The organism is Sinomonas susongensis, from assembly GCF_005877005.1.
Classification (GTDB): Bacteria; Actinomycetota; Actinomycetes; order Actinomycetales; family Micrococcaceae; genus Sinomonas; species Sinomonas susongensis.
Genome location: NZ_SSNH01000006.1, coordinates 111,512 through 133,355, shown reverse-complemented (window position 1 = coordinate 133,355; position 21,844 = coordinate 111,512). Strand labels below are relative to the sequence as shown.

The window sequence follows — 21,844 nt, the reverse complement described above, 5'->3', positions numbered from 1 at the left end:
AACCTTCGGCTGGGGAGAAGTGACTGGAACTCCGGACCATGCCTTCAAGTATCCCCGTGACGTCTGACACTTCTGGCTCCCGCGGCTTCCAACCGCCCGATACGGTAGAAACACACCCATTCTCAGTGCCAACAAGAAGGATGTACCTCCATGACGGCAACGGCGCCGCCCCTGTCCGATCCGAGCCTGCCCGCCGGCAGTTCCGATCCCGCTTCCATCCCCGTGAAGAAGTCCGCCGGCCACGTGATCGTGGACTCCCTCGTGGCCCACGGTGTGACCCGCAGCTACGTAGTGCCGGGCGAGTCCTTCCTCGACGTGCTCGACGGCCTGCACGAGTCCCCGATCGAGACGATCGTGTGCCGCCATGAGGGCGGCGCCGCGTACATGGCCGAGGCGGACGGCAAGATGAACCAGCTCCCCGGCGTCGCGATGGTCACCCGCGGCCCGGGGGCGGCCAACGCCCACGTGGGCCTGCACACGGCGTGGCAGGACTCGACCCCGATGGTCCTGTTCGTGGGCCTGATTCCCTTCGCGCACCGTGACCGCGAGGCGTTCCAAGAGTTCGACATCAAGTCCTGGTTCGACACCGGAGCCAAGCGCGTCATGGTCCTGGACCACGCCGAGCGGGCTTCGGAAATCGTGGCCGAGGCGATGTTCGCGGCGCTCAACGGGCGGCCCGGGCCGGTCGTCGTCGGCCTTCCCGAGGACATCATCCAGCAGGAGATCGACGCCACGATCCACCCGAAGATCCCCGTGGCGACGGGCGGGATGACGGTCACCGACTGGAAGGCGGTCAAGAGCGCCCTGCTCGCGGCGGAGAAGCCGCTCTTCGTCGTCGGCGGCAGCGACTGGACCCAGGAGGGCGCCACCGCGCTGACCCACTGGCTCGAGGAGCACCGCATCCCGGCGGCCGCCGAATGGCGCTGCGAGGGCACCATCCCGTTCGATTCCCCCTCCTATGTCGGCCCGATCGGCTACGGGCGCCCGAAGCCGACCTACGACCTCCTCGAGGAGACGGACCTGCTGATCTTCGTCGGCACCGTGCCCGGGGACGTGATCACCGACGGGTTCCTCGTGCGGCAGGACTGGACGAAGAAGAACTTCCTCGTCACGATCGACCCGTCCCTGCGCGGCCGCTCGGGGCCGGTCTCGTACCAGATCGTGGCCAAGCCGGATGTGTTCGTCCGGGACCTCGTCATGATCAATCTGCCGGTGCGCGAGGAGTGGGCGGCCTGGACCGAGCGCATGCGCGGGGAGCAGGAGAAGTTCGCTGCCCTTCCTCCCGCGACGCCCACCGAGGGGCCGGCGCGCATGGACACCCTCATGGCCAACCTCGTCCCCACCCTGCCCGATGACGCCATTGTCACCCTGGGCGCGGGCGAGCACACCAATTGGGCCCACCGCTACTTCCCCACCCAGCGCTACGCCTCGATGATCAGCGCCCGCAACGGCTCGATGGGCTACTCCGTGCCGTCCGCGATCGCGGCGTCGCTCGCCCATCCGGGGCGCCGGGTGGTGACGATCGCCGGGGACGGGGAGTTCCTCATGAACGGCCAGGAGCTCGCCACGGCAGCCCAGTACGGGGCGACGCCGCTCGTGATCGTCATGGACAACCAGGAGTACGGCACCATCCGCACCCATCAGGAGCGCCAGTACCCCCGTCGGGTCTCGGGCACCCAGCTCAAGAACCCCGACTTCGCGCTCATGGCCCAGGCCTTCGGCGGGTTCGGCGTGCGGGTCGAGAACGACGCCGACGTCCCCGCCGCGATCCAGTCGGCCCTCCGCGCGATCGACGAGGACGGGACCTTCGCCCTCATCCACCTCATCGTCGAGCAGCGTGTCAAGGCGTACTGAGCCCGTCTCGCTGCTCCCACGGACGACGGCGCCTTGATGTCGCACTCTGTTGGCCCGCGTTTGGCATAATCGGGCGGGTGAGCAACGTGAGCACCTCCGCCGGCCAGGCGCCCCAGACCGACCTTTCCGCGTCATTCAAGGCGTACGACGTGCGTGGGATCGTGGGCCAGACGATCGACGCCCGCATCGTCGAGGCGGTGGGAGCTGCGTTCGTCGACGTCCTCGGCCTCTCGGGAAAGACGGTGCTCGTGGGCGGTGACATGCGCCCCTCGTCGCCCGAGTTCATCGATGCCTTCGCGCGCGGAGCGTCGGCCCGGGGCGGCAACGTCGAGAAGATCGGCCTCATCTCGACCGACGAGCTCTACTACGCGTGCGGCGCCCTCCAGGCCGCGGGCGCGACGTTCACCGCGAGCCACAACCCCGCCCAGTACAACGGGATCAAGCTCGCCAAGCCGGGCGCGCTGCCCGTCTCCTCGGAAACGGGTCTCAAGGAGATCCAGAAGGCCGCCGAGGCGTATCTCGCCGCAGGCGGGACAAACGGACGCGGGATCCCCTCGGTCGAGAACCCCGGCACGGTGTCCGAGCGTGACGTCCTCGCAGACTACGCGGTGCATCTCCGCGGCCTCGTCGACCTTTCGGGCATCCGGCCCCTCAAGGTCGTCGTCGACGCCGGCAACGGCATGGCGGGCATGACGACGCCGGCTGTCCTGGGCGACACCCTCCTGCCCGCGCTGCCGCTCGAGATCGTGCCCCTCTACTTCGAGCTCGACGGGACCTTCCCGAACCATCCGGCCAATCCGCTCGAGCCCGAGAACCTGCGCGACCTCCAGAAGGCCGTCGTCGAGCACGGCGCGGACATCGGGCTCGCGTTCGACGGCGACGCCGACCGCTGCTTCGTGATCGACGAGAACGGCGACCCGGTCTCGCCGTCCGCGATCACGGGGCTCGTCGCCCGTCGGGAAATCGCGCGCGCCAAGGCGGGTGGCGAGCAAGAGCCGATCATCATCCACAACCTCATCACTTCGCGTGCTGTGCCCGAGCTCGTCGAGCACGACGGCGGCCGTCCGGTGCGCACACGCGTCGGCCACTCGTTCATCAAGGCCGTGATGGCCGAGGAGGGCGCGGTGTTCGGAGGCGAACATTCTGCCCACTACTACTTCCGCGACTTCTGGAACGCTGACACGGGGATGCTCGCCGCGATGCACGTCCTCGCAGCGCTCGGCGGACAGGACCGGCCGCTCTCCGAGCTCGGCGCCGAATACGAGCCCTACGTCTCGTCCGGGGAGATCAACTCGGAGATCGAGGACAAGGCCGCGGCCGTCGCGCGGGTGCGCGAAGCGTACGACGGCCCGGACGTCGCGATCGACGAGCTCGACGGAACGACGTTCTCCGCCGCCGACGGGTCGTGGTGGTTCAACCTCCGGCCGTCCAACACCGAGCCCTACCTCCGCTTCAACGGAGAGGCAAAGGACCGCGAGACGCTCGCGTCCGTGCGCGACAACGTGCTCGCGATCGTCCGCGCATGAGCTCGGGCCCGGCTTCCGACGGCGAGACCGTCCTCCGCGAGCTGCACGACGTGCTGGGCACAGCCCTGGGCATGGCCCAGGAGCATCTCGAGCAGAACGGCGGCTTCCTCCCATTCGGGGTCACGCTGGACGACGACGGCGAGCTGCGGCTCGTGCTCGTCACGCCCGCGGCCGGCGAGGACGACGGGGAAGGCGAGCCGGAAGCCGGGCTCGAGTCAGACTTCGATGCGGAGGCAATGCTCCACGATCTCGTCGAGCTCCTGCGCCAGGGCCGGGACGGTACACGAGCCGTGGCGATTGCGAGCGACGTGAATCTCCCGGAACACGGGTCGGACGGGATCCACGCCTCGGCCGAGCACCGGCATGGCGGCGTCCTCGCGGCCATCCTCCCCTACGAGATGACCGCCACGGGTTACGTGTACGGGGCTCTCGAGGCGGATGGCCACGAGGCTGCCGTCTACACCACGTAGTTTTCTCCTCTGACGGCTGGTTTTCCCCTCTGACCGCCCGATATCAGAACGGATGTTTGGGTATTTCGGCGTAGACTGGCCGAATGCGCATGACTGCTTTCGAGGACGTCAGTCTCCGGGCCCTCATGCTCCTGAGCGCGGTCGACGCGTCGGGGCCGCTCGCGACGCGGGCCATAGCAGAGGGCGTCGGCACGCCGTACAACCATGTCAGCAAGGCCGTGCTCAGGCTGCGCGATCTGGGCCTCATCGAGGCGACGCGCGGCCGCGCCGGCGGCGTCCGGCTGAGCGAGGCGGGCCGGAACGCGACGATCGGCTCCGTGCTGCGAGCACTCGACACCCGACCCGACCTTCCGGAATGCGAGGGAGGAGCGGCCGGCGACTGCCCCCTCCTGCCCCAATGCGGCTTGCGTTCAGCACTCCGCCGGGCCCGTGAGGCCTTCTACCGGGAACTCGATGCGGTAAGAATCACCTCGCTCCCGAACTCCCGCCAGATGAGCCGCGTCTTCCTGCAGCTCGGCCTCGCCCCGGCAGCGGCGTCATTCGCGCCTGCCGGCCCGCCGCCTGCCGCCCCGCCTGCTGCCGCCGCGGCCCCCACGGCCGCCGAGAGCCAGGCCTAGGGCCTTCGGAGCGGGCAGTGGGCATACCTCGGAGGACCCTCGTCGGGGTGGTCCTCGCCGTCGTCGCCCTCCTGATCTTCGCCGCGTGCCTCACGGTCGGGCGACCGGCTCAGAGCCTGCCGCCCGCCGGCATCTCCAAGATCCAGCACGTCGTCGTCATCATGCAGGAGAACCGCTCGTTCGACAGCTACTTCGGAACGTTCCCCGGGGCCGACGGGATTCCGATGCAGAACGGGGTTCCCACGGTGTGCGTCCCGGACCCGGCCAAGCACGCGTGCGTTCGCCCCTACTACGATCCCGCGGACCGCAACGCGGGCGGCCCGCACAGCCAGTCGAACGCGAAGGCCGCCGTCAACGGCGGAAAGATGGACGGGTTCATCGCCCAGGCCGAGCATGCGTCGTCGAACTGCGCAGCGAATGACCCTGCCTGCACCGGTGCCGCTGTCACCGACGTGATGGGCTACCACGACGCCCGCGACATCCCGAACTACTGGACGTACGCGAAGGACTTCACCCTCCAGGACCACCTGTTCCAGTCGGACGCCTCGTGGAGCCTGCCGTCCCACCTCTACATGGTCTCGGAGTGGTCGGCCAAGTGCAGCGTGCCGGGACAGGCGGCGTCCTGCGTGAACGCGCCGCAGGGCCCGCAGCTCCCGCCCGACTTCGGGAAGCCGAAGTCCCCACCGAGGCCAGCACCCGACTACGCGTGGACCGACCTCACGTACCTCCTCTACCAGCAGAGCGTCTCGTGGGGCTACTACGTGTTCAACGGAACCGAACCGGACTGCGAAAGCGACTCGGCCATGACCTGCGCGCCCGTCAAGCAGGACGCCAAGACGCCGGGCATCTGGAATCCCCTGCCCTACTTCGACACCGTCAAGCAGGACGGGCAGCTGGGCAACATCCAGTCCCTCGCCAACTTCTACTCTGCGGCGAAGAAGGGGACGCTCCCCGCCGTGAGCTGGATCGATCCGACGAGCGCGGTGAGCGAGCATCCGCCCGCACTCGTGAGCACGGGGCAGGCCTACGTCACGGGACTCGTCAACGCGATCATGTCGGGTCCGGACTGGAGCAGCACCGCGATCTTCCTCTCGTGGGACGACTGGGGCGGGTTCTACGACCACGTCACGCCGCCCGTCGTCGACCAGAACGGCTATGGGCTCCGCGTACCCGGCATCGTCATCAGCCCCTATGCAAAGAAGGGGTACATCGACCATCAGACGCTGAGCCAGGACGCCTACGTGAAGTTCATCGAGGACGACTTCCTCCACGGCCAGCGCCTGGACCCGGCAACCGATGGCCGCCCCGATCCTCGCCCCGACGTGCGCGAAGACAATCCGCTCCTTGGGAATCTCGAGAACGACTTCAACTTCAATCAGAAGCCGTCCCCGCCGGTCCTCCTGCCGAACGCCACGACGTATTAGCTGGCCCGTCGTCCGGTCCAGCACCTCGCCTCAGTTGGCGGCGGTGAAGATCTTCCCCTGGAACTGCGGCTTCTCGAGCTCGTCGAGGGCGGCAACCGCGAAGTCCTGGGACGAGATGGAGTCACCCGGAGCGGGGACACCGACAGCGGTCGTGTACTTGCCGGTCCGCTCGCCCGGCTGGATGACCGCGGCGGGAGCATGGACAGTCACGTCGAGGCCGGCCGCCGAATCGCGGAGCGCCTCGTACGCCCGGAAGACGGTGTCCGATTCCGCCTTGTACTCGGCGGGGAAGCCGGGAAGGTCCTTGATCTGCGTCCCGTCCGGGCCCTGCAGGTTTCCGAAGCCGCCCACCAAGTAGAGGCGCGCGTCGGTGGGGACCTCGGCCACGGCCTGGTGCGCTGCCAAGTAGGGCTCGCGGGAGCCGCCGGTGCGGTCGGGCGACGTCGCGAGCACGACGGCGTCGTGGGCAGCGGCAATGGAACGGTAGGTCTCGACGTCGGCCAGGTCGGCGGAGCGCACGACGGCGGCGCCCTCCACCGGGGCTCCCTTCCGGCTCAGGGCGGTCACCTCGTGGCCTCGGCGGGCCGCTTCAGCGACGATCTGGCTGCCCACCATGCCGGTGGCTCCGTAGACGGCGATCTTCATGAAAGCTCCTTGTTTTGAACCTGCTGTGCCTGCAGATCAACAGTATCCAGAAGATATCAAGTACTTCAAAGTGCTATGGTTACTTTATGGAAAGCATCCCGTTCGACGTCATGGATCCGGACTGCCCGTCTCGCGTCGTGCTCCAGCGGATCGGCGACAAGTGGACTCCACTCATCGTCCAGGCACTCAAGGACGGACCCCTTCGCTTCAGCGGGCTGCGCGTCGCCGTCGGCGGCATCACGCCCAAAGTGCTGACCCAGACTCTCCGGACCCTCGAACGCGACGGTCTCCTCAGCAGGGCCGTCTTCGCCGAGGTGCCCGTCCGCGTCGAGTATCGGCTCACGGCTGTCGGCGAGAGCCTGCTCGGCCCGCTCGACGCGGTCCGCGAGTGGGCCGAGAGCCATGCGGGCAAGATCCTCGAAGCACGAGACGCCTTCGACGCTGCGACGGCGTGAGGGGCGCACGTCCCGAGCTGCTGGTCCTAGAACACCCTCCGCCAGTTCGTCTTCGCGAGGTCGAGCACCTCGTCGCCGCGTCCCGAGAGCACCGTACGGAGCGCGTAGAGCGTGAACCCGCTCGCCTGCTGCGCGGTGATGGTCGGCGGCATCGCGAGCTCCTGCCGGATCGTGGCGACGTCGACGAGCGCGGGCCCGTCGTGCTCGAGGGCCTCCTTGAGGCCCTGCTCGAGTTCGGACGAGTCGTCGACCCGTACGCCCTTGATGCCAAGTGCCTCGGCCACGGCGGCGAAGTTCGGGTTGTCGAGTCCCGTCCCGAAGTTCACGAACCCCGCTGACTTCATCTCGAGCTCGATGAAGTTGAGCGACGCGTTGTTGAACACGACAAGCTTGACGGGCAGCTTGTTCTGCACGAGCGTGATGAGCTCCCCCATGAGCATGGACAGCCCGCCGTCACCGGCAAGCGCGACGACCTGGCGCCCGCGGAACGTGGCCTGCGCGCCCATCGCGTGAGGCAGGGCGTTCGCCATGGAGCCGTGCGCGAACGAGCCGACCAGCCGCCGTCGTCCGTTCATGGTGAGATAGCGCGCGGCCCAGATCACGGGCGTCCCGACGTCGGCCGTGAACACGGCGTCGTCGGCGGCGAGCTCGTCGAGCACCCTCGTGATGTACTGCGGGTGGAGCGGCTGGCCCTTCTTCGTGGGGGCAGCGAGGTCGTCGAGCTTCGAGCGCGCCTTCGCGTAGTGCTTGAGGGAGGATTCCAGGTGGGCGCGGCGGCGCTTCCGCTCGAGGAGGGGCAGGAGCGCGGTCGCGGTGTCCTTGACGTCGCCGACGAGTCCCAGATCGAGGCGCGCACGCCGGCCGAGCTGGTCACCCCGGATGTCGACCTGGATGATCTTCGCGTGGTCGGGGTAGAACTGCTGGTACGGGAAGTCCGTGCCGAGCATGAGGAGCGCGTCGCAGTCCTCCATCGCGCGGTAGCCCGAGCTGAAGCCGAGCAGGCCGGTCATGCCGACGTCGAACGGGTTGTCGTACTCGATGAACTCCTTCCCACGGAAGGCGTGCACGATCGGAGCACCGAGCTCGTCGGCAAGCGCGATCACCTCGTCGTGGGCCCCCTCGACGCCCGCGCCGGCAAGGATGGTCACCTTGGCTGCCGAGTTGAGGAGGCCCGCGGCCTCGCGCAGCTCTTCGTCGCTCGGGACGACACGCGGCTTGGCCCTGCGGACAACGGTGACCCGCTCCGAGTCGACCTGGGTGAGCGCGACGTCGCCGGACAGCACGACGACGGCGACGCCCCGCTTCTCGACGGCGGTCCTGAGGGCGATCTCGAGGATGCGCGGCATCTGCGCTGGGTCGGTCACCTGCTCGGCGTACACGCTGCACTCGCGGAAGACCTCCTGCGGGTGCGTCTCCTGGAAATAGTTGGACCCGATCTCCGCGCTGGGGATGTGGGCTGCGATCGCGAGGACGGGGACGCGTGACCGGTTGGCGTCGTAGAGTCCGTTGATCAGGTGGAGGTTTCCGGGTCCCGCGGAACCGGCGCACACGGCGACCTCCCCGGTCAGCGCCGCTTCGGCAGCAGCCGCGAACGCTCCCGCCTCCTCGTGGCGGACGTGGACCCACTCGATGCTGGGCGTCCCACGGAGGGCGTCGGTGAAGCCGTTGAGCGAGTCTCCGGGGAGTCCGTAGACCCTGCGGATTCCGTTGGCGGCGAGGGTATCGACGATGTTCTGCGCGATGGTCGTCATTCCGCCACGCTAGCCCGGGTTCCCAAGGGACGGGTAGGGCTTGGGAATATCTCGTTCACCACAGCGTTGAACATGAGCGACAGTCACTCAACTTTCTGGAGGATGGTTTGCCTATCTTTTTCGGACCGACTGCTGGCAACGGTTCGTTCGATGACTTCCTTGCCCGCTACCTGCAGGGCCAGGGGTCCCGCCGCACGAGCCGCCCCCTCGACATCACGCACCTCATGAGCCGCGGGAGCCAGCAGGTCCTGACTGCCGCCGGCCGCTATGCGCTCGAGCACGGGCACCGCGAAGTCGACGCGCTGCATCTCCTGCACGCGCTCGCCACCACGGAGTCGGTGGCCGGCATGATCGATTTCGCCGGCGCCGGCGCGGACGACATCGTCGCCGCAACCGAGCAGCGGCTGCCCGCGGGCTCTCCCGCCGGCGGTGACGCCGAGGACGGCGCGATGCCGCAGCTCACCCAGTCCGCGCAGCACGCTCTGCTGGACGCCTACAAGGTAGCCCGCTCGCTCGGCTCGACCTACATCGACCCCGAGCACCTCTTCCTCGCTCTTGTCCTCGCCTCCCACGCACCGGCCGGCCAGATCCTGGCGGCCCAGGGCATCACGCCCCAGTCGTTCCAAGCGGGCGACGGCGCGAGCGAGCCTTCCGAGGGCGGGCGCGCGGACGACGCGGCCCCGGCTGCCCCTGCGACACCTCGCCACGCCGCGCGTCGGCGTGGTGCCGCGGCCAGCCGCGGCAAGGACAGCATGCTCGGCCAGTTCGGCACCGACCTGACGGCGCTCGCCCGCGAAGGCAGGCTGGACCCCGTGATCGGCCGCGCCTCGGAGATCGAGCAGGCGATCGAGATCCTGGCCCGCCGCACGAAGAACAACCCCGTCCTCATCGGCGAAGCCGGCGTCGGCAAGACAGCCATCGTCGAGGGCCTCGCCCAGGCCGTCGCCTCCGGTGACGTTCCCGCGCAGCTGCAGGGGAAGACCGTGGTCTCCCTCGACCTGCCGGCGATGCTCGCCGGCACCCGCTACCGCGGCGACTTCGAGGAGCGGCTCACCAAGGCAATGGACGAGATCGCGGCCGACGGCAACGTCATCGTGTTCGTCGATGAGCTCCACACGGTCGTCGGTGCGGGCGGTGGCGGAGAGGGCGGCATGGACGCGAGCAACATTCTCAAGCCGAGGCTCGCGCGCGGTGAACTCCACCTCGTCGGTGCAACCACGCTCGACGAATACCGGAAGATCGAGAAGGATCCCGCCCTCGAGCGCCGATTCCAGCCGATCACCGTCGGTGAGCCGAGCGTCGAGGACGCGATAGCAATCCTCGACGGTCTCAAGCCGCGCTACGAAGAGCACCACGGCATCACGTACACCGATTCCGCGATCCGCTCCGCCGTCGAGCTCTCCCACCGGTACATCACAGACCGGTACCTGCCTGACAAGGCGATCGACCTCATCGACCAGGCGGGCGCCCGCAAGAGCCTCGCGCGTGGACCCCGGAACGATCTCGAGGCACTGAACGCGGAGGCGACCCGGCTCGAGGAGCAGAAGGCGGCCGCAGTGGCCCAGGAGGACTACGAACAGGCTTCGAGGCTCCGCGACGCGATCGAGCAGGTGGCACTCAAGATCGCTGATGCGGTGGAGTCGTCCGTCCAGGCGACCGGGTCCGACGTCGTCGACGAGCCGGACATCGCGGCGGTCGTCGCCCGCGCCACCGGCATCCCGGCGGCCCGCCTCACGGAAGGCGAGCGCGAGCGGCTCGCACGCCTTGAGAGTGAGCTCCACGGTCGGGTCGTCGGCCAGGAGGATGCGGTGACGGCGATCGCGAAGGCGGTGCGACGCAACCGCACCGGGCTGGGCGACGCGGGGCGGCCGGTCGGCAGCTTCCTCTTCCTCGGTCCGACCGGCGTGGGCAAGACCGAGCTCGCGAAGGCCCTCGCGGCGTCGTTGTTCGGCGACGAGTCAGCGATGGTGCGCTTCGACATGAGCGAGTTCGGCGAACGCCACACGGTCAGCCGGCTGGTCGGTGCCCCTCCCGGATACGTTGGCTACTCGGAGGCCGGGCAGCTCACCGAGCGCGTTCGGCGGCACCCGTACTCCGTGGTGCTGCTCGACGAGGTCGAGAAGGCGCACCCCGACGTGTTCAACCTGCTCCTGCAGGTGCTCGACGACGGGCGGCTCACCGACGGCCAGGGGCACACCGTGGACTTCCGCAACACCGTAGTGATCATGACCTCGAACCTCGGTTCCGAGTTCCTCGCCACGCGCGGTGCCGGGCTCGGCTTTGCGCCGGGCGGGGCCGACGGTTCGCCCTCCGACACCGAGCTGCGGGCACGGGTCATGGGGCGGCTCCGCGAGACGATGCGGCCCGAGTTCCTCAACCGCATCGACGAGATCGTGCTGTTCCGTAAGCTCACCCGCGAGCAGCTGCACGAGATCGTGCGGCTCCAGCTCCGCGGGACGGAGGCGCGGCTCGCGGCGCAGGGGATCACCCTCGACGTCGACGACGCCGCCGTCGATTGGATCGCCGAGAGCGGCTATGAGCCCGAGTTCGGCGCCCGGCCCCTGCGCCGCGTGATCCAGCGCGAACTCGAGGACCGCGTCGCGGACCTCCTCGTCGCCGGTTCGCTCGGCGACGGCGGCCGCGTCGTGGTGACCGTGGAGCCGACGGACGACGCCCGGGCGAAAGACGCCGGCGAGCTCGCCGTCCGCGCGGACGAGTCCGTCGCGACAGCTGCCTAGGCCCTCGCGAAACCCAGCTCTACCGCCGAAACCCCGGATCGCGATCCGGGGTTTCGGCGGTTAACAGTGGTTTCGCGTTGCGCCGGCACTTCCACCGGGTCAGACGTGGATACCGAGATGCTCGCGGAGCACGTACTCGGCGATCGCCATCGACGACGTGGCCGCGGGCGAGGGAGCGTTGCGGAGGAGGGTGACCGAGCCGACCTGGTCGACCGCGAAGTCGTCGAGCAGAGAGCCGTCTGCACCCCACGCCTGCGCCCGCACGCCCGCTGCGGCCTTCTCCTCGAGGTCCCCCGGCCGAAGCTCCGGGACGAAGGCCCGGGCCTGCCGGAAGTACAGGGGCTTGAGGAGCGAAGCGGAGATCTCCCGGACGCCCATCCGCCAATGCTTCCTGAACAGGGCCGGGGCGCCGGGCCACGCAAGCGAGCCGAACGTGTCCCGCACCGACACGTCGCCCCAGCCGTACCCCTCGCGCGCGAGTGCCGGGACGGCGTTGGGCCCGACGTGCACGTCGTCGTAGACGCCGCGCGTGAAGTGGACCCCGAGGAATGGGAAGCGCGGGTCGGGCACGGGGTAGATCATCCCGCGAACGAGCGCGGTCCGCGCGGGCGAAAGCGTCCAGTACTCTCCGCGGAACGGCAGGATCCGGGGCGACGGCGAGGCTCCCACCATGCGTGCAAGGAGATCGGACTGCAGCCCCGCGCACACGATGAGCCGGTCGAAGGTGTGGGACCCCGCGGTGGTGGCGACCGTCGTCGTCCGCTCCCCCGCCCGCACCCCGGTCACCTCGGTGCTCAGGAGGACACGGCCCCCGGCGCGGCGGATGTCGTCGGCCATCGCCTCGGTGATCGCCGCGTAGTCGACGACGGCGGTGTGCGGCGAGTGCACGGCCGCGACGCCGGCGACGTGCGGCTCGATCTCCCGCATCCGCTCTGGCCCGATGCGCGAAAGGTCCGGCACTCGATTGGCGCGGGCGCGGCGCTCGATGTCGTCGAGCCGTGGTACCTCCTCGGGGGTCACCGCCACGACAAGCTTGCCGAGCTCGCGATACGGGAGGCCACGCTCCTGGCAGTAGTCGCGCGTGAGCTCTCGGCCGCGTGCGCACAGCACGGCCTTGAGCGAGCCGGGCTGGTAGTACAGCCCCGCGTGCACGACGCCGGAGTTGTGCCCCGTCTGGTGCGCGGCGACCCGCCGCTCCTTCTCGAGGACGACGACGTCGGCGTCGCCCGCGAGCGCAAGGGCCCGGGCAATCGCCATCCCGACGATGCCGCCTCCGACCACTCCGACGCGTTCCGTCATGCCGTCTCCGCTCGTCCCCAGGACTGTCCTCCACGCGCGGTGGGGGCCTTGGCCCCACGCTACATCCACGGGTCCCCCAGCTGCCTAGGGCCAGATGCATGGGAGGGCCGCCCCGTGTGCAGCGGGGCGGCCCTCCAGGGGTCCGGCGCCGTTCAGTTCGCCGGAGTCTGCCATGCGCCCGGGAAGGGCGCACGAGTCTCAGCCGAGACGCTGCTTGAGGGTCTCGAGTTCGTTGGTGAGGCTGAGCGGGAGCGAGTCGCCGAAGCGCGCGAACCACTCTTCGAGGCCCGGGACTTCCTCGCGCCACTCGTCGGCGTCGAAGCGCACAGCTTCCTGCACCTGCTCCGGGGTCAGGTCCAGGCCGTCAAGGTCCAGGCTCTCCGCCGTCGGGATGAAGCCGATCGGCGTCTCCACTGCGTCGGCTGCCCCCTCGATGCGCTCGATGGCCCACTTGAGGACCCGGGCGTTGTCGCCGAAGCCGGGCCACGCGAAACCGCCGTCCTTCGTGCGGCGGAACCAGTTCACGAGGAAGATCTTCGGCAGCCGCGCGGGGTCGCCCTTCGCCGAGAGCCGCACCCAGTGGTTGAGGTAGTCGCCCGCGTCGTAGCCGATGAACGGCAGCATCGCCATGGGATCGCGGCGCACGACGCCGACGGCGCCAGCTGCGGCCGCCGTCGTCTCCGAGGAGAGCGTCGCACCCATGAAGATGCCGCTCGCCCACGTGCGGGACTGGGTCACGAGCGGGACGGTCGTCTTGCGGCGCCCGCCGAAGAGGATCGCATGCACCTCCACGCCGTTCGGTGCGAAGTATTCGGGGGCGAGCATGTCGATCTGGTCGATCGGCGTGCAGAAGCGCGAATTGGGGTGCGCGGCGGGACGTCCACCGTTGGCGGCAGAGATCTCGGGCGTCCATTCGTTGCCCTGCCAGTCCGTGAGGTGTGCGGGGACGTCGTCGGTCATGCCCTCCCACCACACGCCGCCGTCGTCCGTGAGCGCGACGTTCGTGAAGATGCTGTTGCCCTTCGCGATGGCGCGCATCGCGTTCGGGTTCGTGCCCCAGCCGGTGCCGGGGGCGACGCCGAAGAGGCCCGCCTCGGGGTTGACGGCACGCAGCTCGCCCTCCTTGCCGAAGCGCATCCACGTGATGTCGTCGCCGAGGGTTTCGACCTTCCAACCCTCGATGGTCGGGTCGAGGAGGGCGAGGTTGGTCTTGCCGCACGCGGACGGGAAGGCCGCGGCGACGTTGTAGACCTTCTTCTCGGGGCTCGTGAGCTTGAGGATCAGCATGTGCTCAGCGAGCCAGCCCTCGTCCCTGGCCATGACCGAGGCGATGCGGAGCGCGTAGCACTTCTTGCCGAGGAGGGCGTTGCCGCCGTATCCGGAGCCGTAGGACCAGATGGACCGCTCCTCGGGGAAGTGCACAATCCACTTCTCGGGGTTGCACGGCCACGGGACATCGGCCTGGCCCGGCTCGAGCGGCGCGCCGACGGAATGGAGGGCCGGGACGAAGAACGCGCGGGTCTGCTCGATTTTCTTGAGGACGTCCGTGCCGATGCGGGCCATGATCCGCATCGAGGCGACGACGTAGGCGGAGTCGCTGATCTCGACGCCGAACTTCGGGTCCTCGGCGTCGAGGTGGCCCATGACGAACGGAATGACGTACATGGTGCGGCCACGCATCGAGCCGGAGAAGAGGCCCTTCAGCTTGGCCTTCATCTCCGTCGGCTCCATCCAGTTGTTGGTGAAGCCGGCGTCGTGTTCGTCCCGTGAGCAGATGAAGGTCTGCTCCTCGACGCGCGCGACGTCCGCGGGGTCGGAGAAGGCGGCGAAGGAGTTCGGGAAGAGGACCGGGTTGAGCCGGGTCAGCGTCCCAGCAGCCACGAGCTCGTCAGTCAGCTTGCGGTATTCCGCTTCGGAACCGTCCACCCAGTGGATCCGGTCGGGCTGAGTCAGTTCAGCGACTTCCTCAACCCAGGACAGCAGGGGCTCGTAGGTGGTAGGGGCTCCTTCAAGAAGCCGAAGACGAGTTGCGCCCATGTCTTCCTCCTTCGTCTGGGTCGTTTGTCCCTCAATGGTAGGGAAGGTGGTCTGTACCACTGAGGCCTGTGAGGGGGTTGAAATGAGAGCGAAACACTCGAAATACCGGAATTCGGGGGTTTTGCCATGCACCAGTCCCAGTTTAAGTGATCAAGGTCACATAGACCGGTATAGTCACAGAGAGAGTGGTCTGCGGATTTGGATGTGCGTTGGTCTTCGCGTAAAGTTATTCAGGCCGCGGCGCAGAAAACGCCGAAGCGTGCTGCATGCGCCCATAGCTCAGCTGGATAGAGCGTCTGTCTACGGAACAGAAGGTCGGGGGTTCGAATCCCTCTGGGCGCACAAGAAGACACCCCCGGTCTAGCGACTGGGGGTGGTCCTGTTTAACGGTCCTCCACCACCTGTCCGTCATGCTCCCGCCAATGCCGTCACGCCGTCGAGCGTGCCGACGAAGACGCGGCCGGCCGCGAGGGTCGGGGTCACGAAGTGCGGCACGGGATTGAGCTGCACCTTCTGCTGGACGTGACCGTCTGCCGGGTCGAGGGCGTAGAGCTCATCGGCCCCGTAGTCGATGACCCACACCGCTCCGGCACCGACCACGGGCGAGCCAGCCGCCTGCAGGGACAGCCGCCACCCCAGGCTGATCGCGCCCGAGGACGAGACCGTCACCTGCTGCAGCCCGTCCTCACAGGGCACGAAGAGCGTCATCCCCGTGACGGCGGGTGCTCCGAACGCCGGGCACACCGTGGCCTCGTCCCGGGCACCGCCGATGCCGCCGAGATGGCCCGCATCGAGGACGTAGCCTGTGCCGGCCTTGCCGTCCGCGAACACGTAGGGCCCGACCCTCACGGGCGTCATCGAGCCGAGGTCGGCATCGCGCGCGTTGTCCTGCGCCCACGTCTCCGGCGCGAAGAAGTCGGTACGGCTCAACGACGCGGCGTCGAGCGAGAGGATCGAATCGGAGCCGTCGAAGCTCGCGGTCGAGGCCCCATTGCCGACCCCGACGAGCAGCCGGGATCCGTCTACGGCAGGGCCGCCGGGCGCCCAGATGCCAGCCAGCCGGGATGTCGGCACAACATAGGAACCGATGGGCCCGCTGCCCGTGGTCGGGACGGAGAGCACGGTGCCGATGTAGTCGGAGCAGTCGCCGTCGAGGCCCCCGAACGCAACGTAGACCCGGCCGCCCGCGAGCGCGAGGGCCGGCCGCTGCTGGTAGGCGATGAGCTCGCCCCGGGGCGGTTCGACCTCGCGCCGCACCACGAGGGATCCGTTCACCGCATCCAGCCCGACCAACTCATGGTGACCGCCCGAAACCTCGGCGACAGCGAAGACGAGGCCCGTCGCGGGGTCGAAGACAGGCGTGCCGGTGATCCCCAGCGGGCTGATGTCCCCGCACGGGAGAGCGGATCCGGGCACCGGTGTGCCCACGTTGCGCTGCCACACGATCCGCCCGTCGGCCGGATCGAGCGCGTAGACCGTGTCCGACTCCGTCGCGACGATCACCTCGTCCCGCACGATGAGCGGCTCGCCGTAGACAGCCCCATCGAGCCGCGCCGTCCACGCCGTGTGGAGCGTGCCCGGCGGGGGCAGCCCGAGGGCGGCGCCCGTCCGAGCCGCGTCGTGGTGGTACGTCGGCCAGTCGCCGGCCTGCAGGGGAGCTGGGCTGAGCGCACTCGGCGCGGCGGTCAGCGACTCGATCGGCGTGCCCGTGGGCGTCGCCTGCGATCCGGGCGTGCATGCCGTGAGCAGTGCGAGCATGACGGCGCCCGCGCCCACGAGCGCGCGATGCAGCCGTGTGCCTGCCATGGTCCCGCCTCTCGGGAGGGTGCGGTTCCGCCGTGTGCTTTGCCCTCTCTACAGTGGGACGCGAGGACGGCGAGGGCAACAGCTGCACTGCAAGGCAGCCCGAGCCACCCGCCGTGGTGGACTAGACCGCCTCGAGGATGCTCACGTAGTTGGCGATGCCGACGCCGCCCATGTTCTGCACCGCCGCGCGGCGGGGGTTGGCGAGCTGCATCAGGCCAGCGGTGCCGGTGAGCTGCATTGCGGCGAGGACGTGCTGGGAGACGCCGGTCGCCCCGACGGGGTGGCCCTTGGCCTTGAGCCCGCCGGAGACGTTCACGGGCAGCTTGCCGTCCTTGCAGACCCAGCCCTCCTCGATGGCCCGGGCGCCCTCGCCCACGGGCGCGAGGCCCATGACCTCGTACATGACGAGCTCGGCGATCGTGAAGCAGTCGTGCACCTCGGCGAAGTCGAGTCCATCGAGCCCGATTCCAGCCATCGCGAACGCCCTCTCCCACGAGAGCCGGGTGCCCGCGAACGCCGTAGGGTCTCGCCGCTCGGCGGGGAGGAAGTCGTTCGCATGGCCGAACCCCGCGAGGCGCACGGGGCTCGTGGCGGCCCTCGGGCGCGGGGCCAGGCTCAGGACGACGGCGGCTGCCCCGTCCGAGACGGGCGAGCAGTCGGTGCGCCGCAGCGGGTCGGCGACTATGGGGTTCCGGTCCGACACTGTGCGGCAGAACTCCTCGCCCAGGTCCTTGCGCAGCTGCGCGTACGGATTGTCCACACCGTTGCGGTGGTTCTTCGCCGCGATCGAGCCGAGGACGTCCGAGACGGGACCGTAGCGCTTCTCGTAGTGCTTCGCGACCTCGGCGAACAAGGCCGTGAACCCGGCCGAGGAGGCTTGGCCGGCCATGTCGTAGTCCGCGCCGAGCAGGGCCGCACCGACCTTCTCCGCCCCGGCCGGGGTCATCATCTCCGCCCCGACCACGAGCACGTTCCGCGCAGTCCCGGCCAGGAGTGCCTTGACGCCCTGCTGCACGGCAGCCGAACCGGACGCGCACGCGTTCTCGACGCGGGTCGCCGGGACCCCGGCCAGGTCCGGGGAGAGCTGGAGCGCGAGCGAGGACGGGAACGCGAGCGGCATCATCCCGGCGTTGAACTGGCCGATGTAGACCTCGTCGACCTCAGCCGGCTCGAGGCCCGCGTGAGCGAGCGCTTCGCCCGCGACCTGCACGATGAGCGATTCGAGCGTCTCGTCGCCGAGCTTCCCGAACCGGCTGTGGCCCCAGCCGGTGATCAGAACGTCCTTGCCGAACTGTTCCCTGATGCTCATGCGAGCGCTCCTTCCTCTTGTGAGGCCTGCTGTTCGAGCACGACGTCGAACGGTGCCCCGGTCTTCTCCCTCACCTCGTCGAGGCCCACCCCCGGGGCGAGCCGCCGCAGCACGAGGCGAGGGGCGGCGTCCTGCGCTTGCGGGCATCCCACATCGAAGACGGCAAGATCCGTGACAATGCGGTCGACGACGCGCCGGCCGGTGAGCGGGAGCGTGCACTCCGCGACGATCTTCGGCGAGCCGTCCTTCGCGACGTGCTCGGTGAGCACGATGATCCGCGGCGTTCCCGCGACGAGGTCCATGGCCCCGCCCATGCCCTTGACCATCTTCCCGGGGATCTGCCAGTTGGCGAGGTCGCCTTCGGCGGAAACCTGCATCGCGCCGAGGACCGCGACCTTGACGTGCCCGCCGCGGATCATGGCGAAGGAGTCGGAGGAGTCGAAGATGCTCCCTCCGGGCAGGACCGTCACGGTCTGCTTGCCCGCGTTGATGAGGTCCGCGTCCTCCTCGCCCTCGAAGGGGAACGGGCCCATGCCGAGGAGGCCGTTCTCACTCTGCAGCGTCACCCGGACCCCGTCAGGCAGGTTGTTGGCCACGAGCGTGGGGATGCCGATCCCGAGGTTCACGTAGTCGCCGTCGTTCAGTTCCTCGGCCGCGATCGCGGCCATCTCGTCTCTCGTCCACGCCATCGGGACTCCTCCTTCAGTTCTGGCCCGCGAGGGCCCGGGGCCGAACGGTGCGCTGCTCGATGTCCTTGACCCGGGGCCTGGCCTGCACGACGTGCTGGACGAACACGCCCGGCGTGACGATGTGGTTCGGGTCGATCTCGCCGAGGCCGACGATGACCTCGGCCTCGGCGATCGTCACCCGGCCCGCCGTGGCGACGACGGGGTTGAAGTTCCGCGCCGTGTACCGGTAGACGAGGTTGCCCTCGGGATCGGCCGTGTGCGCGTGCACGAGCGACACATCCGCAACGATGCCGCGCTCCTGGACGTAGAGCTGCCCGTCGAACTCCTCGTGCGGCTTGCCCTCGGCCACGACGGTCCCCACTCCGGTGCGGGTGTAGAAGGCCGGAATCCCGGCACCGCCGGCCCGGAGCCGCTCGGCAAGCGTTCCCTGGGGGACGAACTCGACCACGAGTTCGCCGGCGAGGTACTGCTGTGCGAACAGCCGGTTCTCCCCGACATACGAGGCGATCACTTTGCGGACCTGGCCCGACTCGAGCAGGATCCCGAGGCCCTTGCCGTCCACGCCCATGTTGTTCGAGACCACCGTGAGGTCGCTGACCCCTGTGTCCCGCACCGCCTCGATGAGGTCGGCCGGAATCCCGCTGAGCCCGAAGCCCCCAACGGCGAGCGTCGCGCCGTCGTGCAGCGAGGCCGCCAAGGCGTCGGCGGGGTCTTCTTTGAGCTTTCCCATTCATGCCCTCCTTCGGACACCACCACTTTGTGGACGGATGTGCTTCCCTCCTCGAGGCTAGGAATGAGGCGGGATCTCCGCAATGGTGCTCAGTACGTTGGACACATACTGTGGACGCCGTCCCCTAAGATGTCCACATAGTGGCTCGATTTTCAGGGGAAGCATGGAAGCGAGAACCGTCCAGGGGACTCAGGTCGTCGGTCGTGTCGCGCGCCTGCTGCGGCTCGTGGGCAGCCGCCCGAGCGGCGCCTCTACAGCACGCCTCGTCCGCGAATCGGGGCTGACGCGCCCCACCGCCCACCGCATCCTCACGTCGCTCGCCGGGGAAGGGCTGCTCGACGTCGACCGCGCGACGGGAAACTGGGTCCTCGGCACCGAGGTCTTCCTCCTCGGCGCTACCGCGGCTGCCCGGTTCCCCTTCGAGGAGCTCGCACGGCCCAGTCTGCGACGTCTCGCCGAGGAGTCGGGCGAGAGCGCTTTCTACAGCATCCTCCGTGGCTCAGAGTCCGTGTGCCTCCTGCGGGAGGAGGGGAGCTTCCCCATCCGGTCCTTCGTCCTCCGGGAAGGCGTGCGCTTCCCGCTCGGGGTCGCCTCCGCCGGGACGGCGATGCTCGCCTTCATGCCCCCGGAGCAGCGGGACGCGCTGCTGGGCCGGTGGTCAGAGCACGCCGGCGAGTACGCCGCGGGCCATACCGAGGCGATCGTGCGCAGGCAGCTCGACGAGACACGGCTCCGGGGGTACTCGGTGAACCCCGGGCTCGTGCTCGAGGGCAGCTGGGGAATGGGAGCCGCTGTGTTCGACACGCATGGGAGTCCCGTCGGCGCAGTCTCGTTCACGGGCATCGAGCCCAGGTTCCGGGCGGAGCGGCAGCCGTTCCTGGGCCGCCTGCTCATGGAAGAGGCGCACAGGATCAGCCTCCGCCTGCCGGGGGCACGCGAGCGCTGAGGCCGTCGGCCGACGTCGGCCCGCTTGCCGCGCACTGCGGCTCCTCTGCGGTCGGGTCTCTCTTCATGGGGCAGGGGGTTGGCACAGCCGGGGCGTCACGTAGCATCTGTGGGGTGGAGAGCGAGTACGACGTCATCGTCATCGGTGCCGGCGCTGCCGGCGAGAACGCCGCGGACCGCGTGGTGAAGGGCGGGCTCAGCGCAGCCCTCGTGGAGAGCGACCTCGTTGGCGGGGCCTGCTCGTACTGGGCCTGCGAGCCTTCCAAGGCCCTCCTCCGCCCGGGCAGCGCGCTGCACGCGGCGCGCCGAGTGCCCGGCTCCCGCGAGGCGGCAACGGGAGACCTCGACGTCGACGCGGTCCTCAAGCACCGCGACGACTCCGTCAACAACTGGGACGACCAGTCGCAGGAGGATTGGGTCGAAAGCGCTGGCATCGCCCTCGTCCGCGGGCGAGCGCGTCTCACCGGCGCGAAGCGGCTTGCAGTCGACGACGCCAATGGAAACCACTTCGACCTCCTGGCGCGCCACGCCGTCGTCCTCGCGACAGGCTCGCACCCCTCCACCCCCAAGGTTCCCGGCCTCGAGCGGACACCGCACTGGACCACCGCCGATGCCACGAGCACTCGGGAGGTCCCCGAAAGCCTGGTCGTGATCGGCGCTGGCGTCGCCGGGGCGGAGCTCGCGCAGGCGTTCGCCCGTCTCGGCTCCCACGTCACGGTGCTCGCACGCGGGAGTCTGCTCAGCGCGTTCCCCGAGGACGGGCGCGACCTTGTCGCCGCCGGACTGCGGGCGGACGGCGTCGAGATCATCGAGGGCGTCTCCCCCGAGCAGGTCGAACCGAGGGACGACGGCGGCGCGAGGGTCACGCTGCCCGGGGGCCGCACGATCGAAGCGGCCAAGCTCCTCGTCGCGGTCGGGCGCCGCCCGGCACTCGACGGCCTGGGGCTGCCGGCCTTCGGCATCGAGCCGGCGTCGCTCCGCGTCGACGACACAGGGCTCGTTCCCGGCAGCTCGTGGCTCTACGCCGTCGGCGACTGCTCCGGGCGCGCAATGCTCACCCATCAGGGGAAGTACCAGGCACGCATCACCGGTGATGCGATCGTGGCGCGCGCCAAGGGCGAGCTCGACGGCGCCCCGTCGCCCTGGAGCCGCCACGCCCGCACGGCCGACGAACTCGCCGTCCCCCGCGTCGTGTTCACGGACCCTGAGCTCGCGATGGTCGGGCTCAGCGAGGAGGAGGCGTGGGAGCACGGCATCCGGGTCCGCGCCGTCGACCTCCCCATCTCGGTTGCTGGGGCCTGGCAGCTCGCGGAGGACTACGAGGGATGGGCCCGGTTCCTCGTCGACGAGACAAGGCGGACCCTGGTCGGAGCGTGCTTCGCGGGGCCCGATGTCGCCGAGCTCCTTCAGTCGGCCACGATCGCCATTGTGGGCGAGGTTCCCCTCGAGCGCCTCTGGCACGCGGTGCCGTCGTTCCCGACCGTGAGCGAGATCTGGCTGCGCTTCCTCGAGGCGTACGGCCTCTAGGTTCCAGGGGACACCGCGCGCG

At 69.3% G+C, this 21,844-nt stretch carries 17 protein-coding genes and 1 tRNA gene; 10 read left to right on the top strand and 8 right to left on the bottom strand.

From position 1 onward, the window contains the following. The first annotated feature begins 150 nt into the window (after window positions 1-150). The 5 genes from E6A21_RS09835 to E6A21_RS09815 all read left to right on the top strand — a co-directional run bounded on the left by E6A21_RS09835 (window position 151) and on the right by E6A21_RS09815 (window position 5,891). Window positions 151-1,854: a thiamine pyrophosphate-dependent enzyme gene (locus E6A21_RS09835; protein WP_138443970.1), complete on the top strand. Its 1,704-nt coding sequence runs from the start codon at window positions 151-153 to the stop codon at window positions 1,852-1,854. Window positions 1,855-1,931: 77 nt separating this feature from the next. Beyond that, window positions 1,932-3,380 carry a phosphomannomutase/phosphoglucomutase gene (locus tag E6A21_RS09830; protein ID WP_246036335.1) on the top strand — a complete coding sequence of 483 codons (1,449 nt, stop codon included), beginning with the start codon at window positions 1,932-1,934 and terminating at the stop codon, window positions 3,378-3,380. Further along, window positions 3,377-3,850, top strand: a complete 474-nt coding sequence (locus E6A21_RS09825) for a hypothetical protein (RefSeq protein WP_138443969.1) — start codon at window positions 3,377-3,379, stop codon at window positions 3,848-3,850. The genes E6A21_RS09830 and E6A21_RS09825 overlap by 4 nt, the downstream gene beginning before the upstream one ends. An 83-nt stretch (window positions 3,851-3,933) precedes the next feature. Beyond that, complete coding sequence (locus E6A21_RS09820; RefSeq protein WP_138443968.1) at window positions 3,934-4,467, top strand: RrF2 family transcriptional regulator; 534 nt, start codon at window positions 3,934-3,936, stop codon at window positions 4,465-4,467. Between the two features lie 17 nt (window positions 4,468-4,484). Next, window positions 4,485-5,891 (top strand): alkaline phosphatase family protein, encoded by a 1,407-nt coding sequence (locus E6A21_RS09815; RefSeq protein WP_246036334.1) that lies wholly within the window; start codon window positions 4,485-4,487, stop codon window positions 5,889-5,891. 30 nt (window positions 5,892-5,921) lie between these two features. Here E6A21_RS09815 and E6A21_RS09810 read toward each other — a convergent pair whose 3' ends face one another. Next, window positions 5,922-6,536 (bottom strand): NAD(P)-dependent oxidoreductase, encoded by a 615-nt coding sequence (locus E6A21_RS09810; RefSeq protein WP_138443967.1) that lies wholly within the window; start codon window positions 6,534-6,536, stop codon window positions 5,922-5,924. Between the two features lie 86 nt (window positions 6,537-6,622). Between E6A21_RS09810 and E6A21_RS09805 the strand changes: the two genes are divergently transcribed. Continuing rightward, window positions 6,623-6,991, top strand: coding sequence for a winged helix-turn-helix transcriptional regulator (locus E6A21_RS09805; protein WP_138443966.1), 369 nt, complete (start codon window positions 6,623-6,625; stop codon window positions 6,989-6,991). Window positions 6,992-7,017: 26 nt separating this feature from the next. Here the strand turns inward: E6A21_RS09805 and poxB are convergent, their stop codons facing one another. Further along, window positions 7,018-8,742, bottom strand: coding sequence for a ubiquinone-dependent pyruvate dehydrogenase (poxB, locus tag E6A21_RS09800; protein ID WP_138443965.1), 1,725 nt, complete (start codon window positions 8,740-8,742; stop codon window positions 7,018-7,020). 107 nt (window positions 8,743-8,849) lie between these two features. On the opposite strand from poxB, the gene E6A21_RS09795 reads away from it, so the two are divergent. Continuing rightward, window positions 8,850-11,480 (top strand): ATP-dependent Clp protease ATP-binding subunit, encoded by a 2,631-nt coding sequence (locus E6A21_RS09795; protein WP_171041349.1) that lies wholly within the window; start codon window positions 8,850-8,852, stop codon window positions 11,478-11,480. A gap of 99 nt (window positions 11,481-11,579) precedes the next feature. On the opposite strand, the gene lhgO is transcribed toward E6A21_RS09795, so the two are convergent. Continuing rightward, window positions 11,580-12,779 (bottom strand): L-2-hydroxyglutarate oxidase, encoded by a 1,200-nt coding sequence (gene lhgO, locus E6A21_RS09790; RefSeq protein ID WP_138443964.1) that lies wholly within the window; start codon window positions 12,777-12,779, stop codon window positions 11,580-11,582. A 198-nt stretch (window positions 12,780-12,977) separates the two neighbouring features. Then, window positions 12,978-14,816: a phosphoenolpyruvate carboxykinase (GTP) gene (locus tag E6A21_RS09785; protein WP_138443963.1), complete on the bottom strand. Its 1,839-nt coding sequence runs from the start codon at window positions 14,814-14,816 to the stop codon at window positions 12,978-12,980. A gap of 268 nt (window positions 14,817-15,084) precedes the next feature. On the opposite strand from E6A21_RS09785, the gene E6A21_RS09780 reads away from it, so the two are divergent. After that, window positions 15,085-15,158 (top strand) — tRNA-Arg (locus tag E6A21_RS09780). Window positions 15,159-15,224: 66 nt separating this feature from the next. Here the strand turns inward: E6A21_RS09780 and E6A21_RS09775 are convergent. The 4 genes from E6A21_RS09775 to E6A21_RS09760 form a co-directional block, all read right to left on the bottom strand. Beyond that, on the bottom strand, window positions 15,225-16,622 hold the full coding sequence (locus E6A21_RS09775; RefSeq protein ID WP_138443962.1) for an outer membrane protein assembly factor BamB family protein: 1,398 nt from the start codon (window positions 16,620-16,622) through the stop codon (window positions 15,225-15,227). 121 nt (window positions 16,623-16,743) lie between these two features. Continuing rightward, entirely contained in the window at window positions 16,744-17,931 is a 1,188-nt protein-coding gene (locus E6A21_RS09770; RefSeq protein ID WP_138443961.1) for an acetyl-CoA acetyltransferase, read from the bottom strand. Then, window positions 17,928-18,620 carry a CoA transferase subunit B gene (locus E6A21_RS09765; RefSeq protein WP_138443960.1) on the bottom strand — a complete coding sequence of 231 codons (693 nt, stop codon included), beginning with the start codon at window positions 18,618-18,620 and terminating at the stop codon, window positions 17,928-17,930. The genes E6A21_RS09770 and E6A21_RS09765 overlap by 4 nt, the downstream gene beginning before the upstream one ends. 13 nt (window positions 18,621-18,633) lie before the next feature. Beyond that, on the bottom strand, window positions 18,634-19,350 hold the full coding sequence (locus tag E6A21_RS09760) for a CoA transferase subunit A (RefSeq protein ID WP_138443959.1): 717 nt from the start codon (window positions 19,348-19,350) through the stop codon (window positions 18,634-18,636). A gap of 163 nt (window positions 19,351-19,513) precedes the next feature. On the opposite strand from E6A21_RS09760, the gene E6A21_RS09755 reads away from it, so the two are divergent. Next, window positions 19,514-20,296, top strand: coding sequence for an IclR family transcriptional regulator (locus E6A21_RS09755; RefSeq protein WP_138443958.1), 783 nt, complete (start codon window positions 19,514-19,516; stop codon window positions 20,294-20,296). 113 nt (window positions 20,297-20,409) lie between these two features. After that, a complete protein-coding gene (locus E6A21_RS09750; protein ID WP_246036333.1) occupies window positions 20,410-21,822 on the top strand; it encodes a dihydrolipoyl dehydrogenase family protein in 1,413 nt (470 codons plus the stop codon). Window positions 21,823-21,844 lie beyond the last annotated feature (22 nt).

What these genes read in the sequence shown, in the direction of transcription:
- E6A21_RS09835 (WP_138443970.1), top strand. Translation starts at nt 151, where the DNA reads ATGACGGCAACGGCGCCGCCCCTGTCCGATCCGAGCCTGCCCGCCGGC.
- E6A21_RS09775 (WP_138443962.1), bottom strand. Translation starts at nt 16,622, where the DNA reads ATGGCAGGCACACGGCTGCATCGCGCGCTCGTGGGCGCGGGCGCCGTC.
- E6A21_RS09805 (WP_138443966.1), top strand. Translation starts at nt 6,623, where the DNA reads ATGGAAAGCATCCCGTTCGACGTCATGGATCCGGACTGCCCGTCTCGC.
- E6A21_RS09810 (WP_138443967.1), bottom strand. Translation starts at nt 6,536, where the DNA reads ATGAAGATCGCCGTCTACGGAGCCACCGGCATGGTGGGCAGCCAGATC.
- E6A21_RS09820 (WP_138443968.1), top strand. Translation starts at nt 3,934, where the DNA reads ATGCGCATGACTGCTTTCGAGGACGTCAGTCTCCGGGCCCTCATGCTC.
- E6A21_RS09755 (WP_138443958.1), top strand. Translation starts at nt 19,514, where the DNA reads ATGGAAGCGAGAACCGTCCAGGGGACTCAGGTCGTCGGTCGTGTCGCG.
- E6A21_RS09770 (WP_138443961.1), bottom strand. Translation starts at nt 17,931, where the DNA reads ATGAGCATCAGGGAACAGTTCGGCAAGGACGTTCTGATCACCGGCTGG.
- poxB (WP_138443965.1), bottom strand. Translation starts at nt 8,742, where the DNA reads ATGACGACCATCGCGCAGAACATCGTCGATACCCTCGCCGCCAACGGA.
- lhgO (WP_138443964.1), bottom strand. Translation starts at nt 12,779, where the DNA reads ATGACGGAACGCGTCGGAGTGGTCGGAGGCGGCATCGTCGGGATGGCG.
- E6A21_RS09760 (WP_138443959.1), bottom strand. Translation starts at nt 19,350, where the DNA reads ATGGGAAAGCTCAAAGAAGACCCCGCCGACGCCTTGGCGGCCTCGCTG.
- E6A21_RS09785 (WP_138443963.1), bottom strand. Translation starts at nt 14,816, where the DNA reads ATGGGCGCAACTCGTCTTCGGCTTCTTGAAGGAGCCCCTACCACCTAC.
- E6A21_RS09825 (WP_138443969.1), top strand. Translation starts at nt 3,377, where the DNA reads ATGAGCTCGGGCCCGGCTTCCGACGGCGAGACCGTCCTCCGCGAGCTG.
- E6A21_RS09765 (WP_138443960.1), bottom strand. Translation starts at nt 18,620, where the DNA reads ATGGCGTGGACGAGAGACGAGATGGCCGCGATCGCGGCCGAGGAACTG.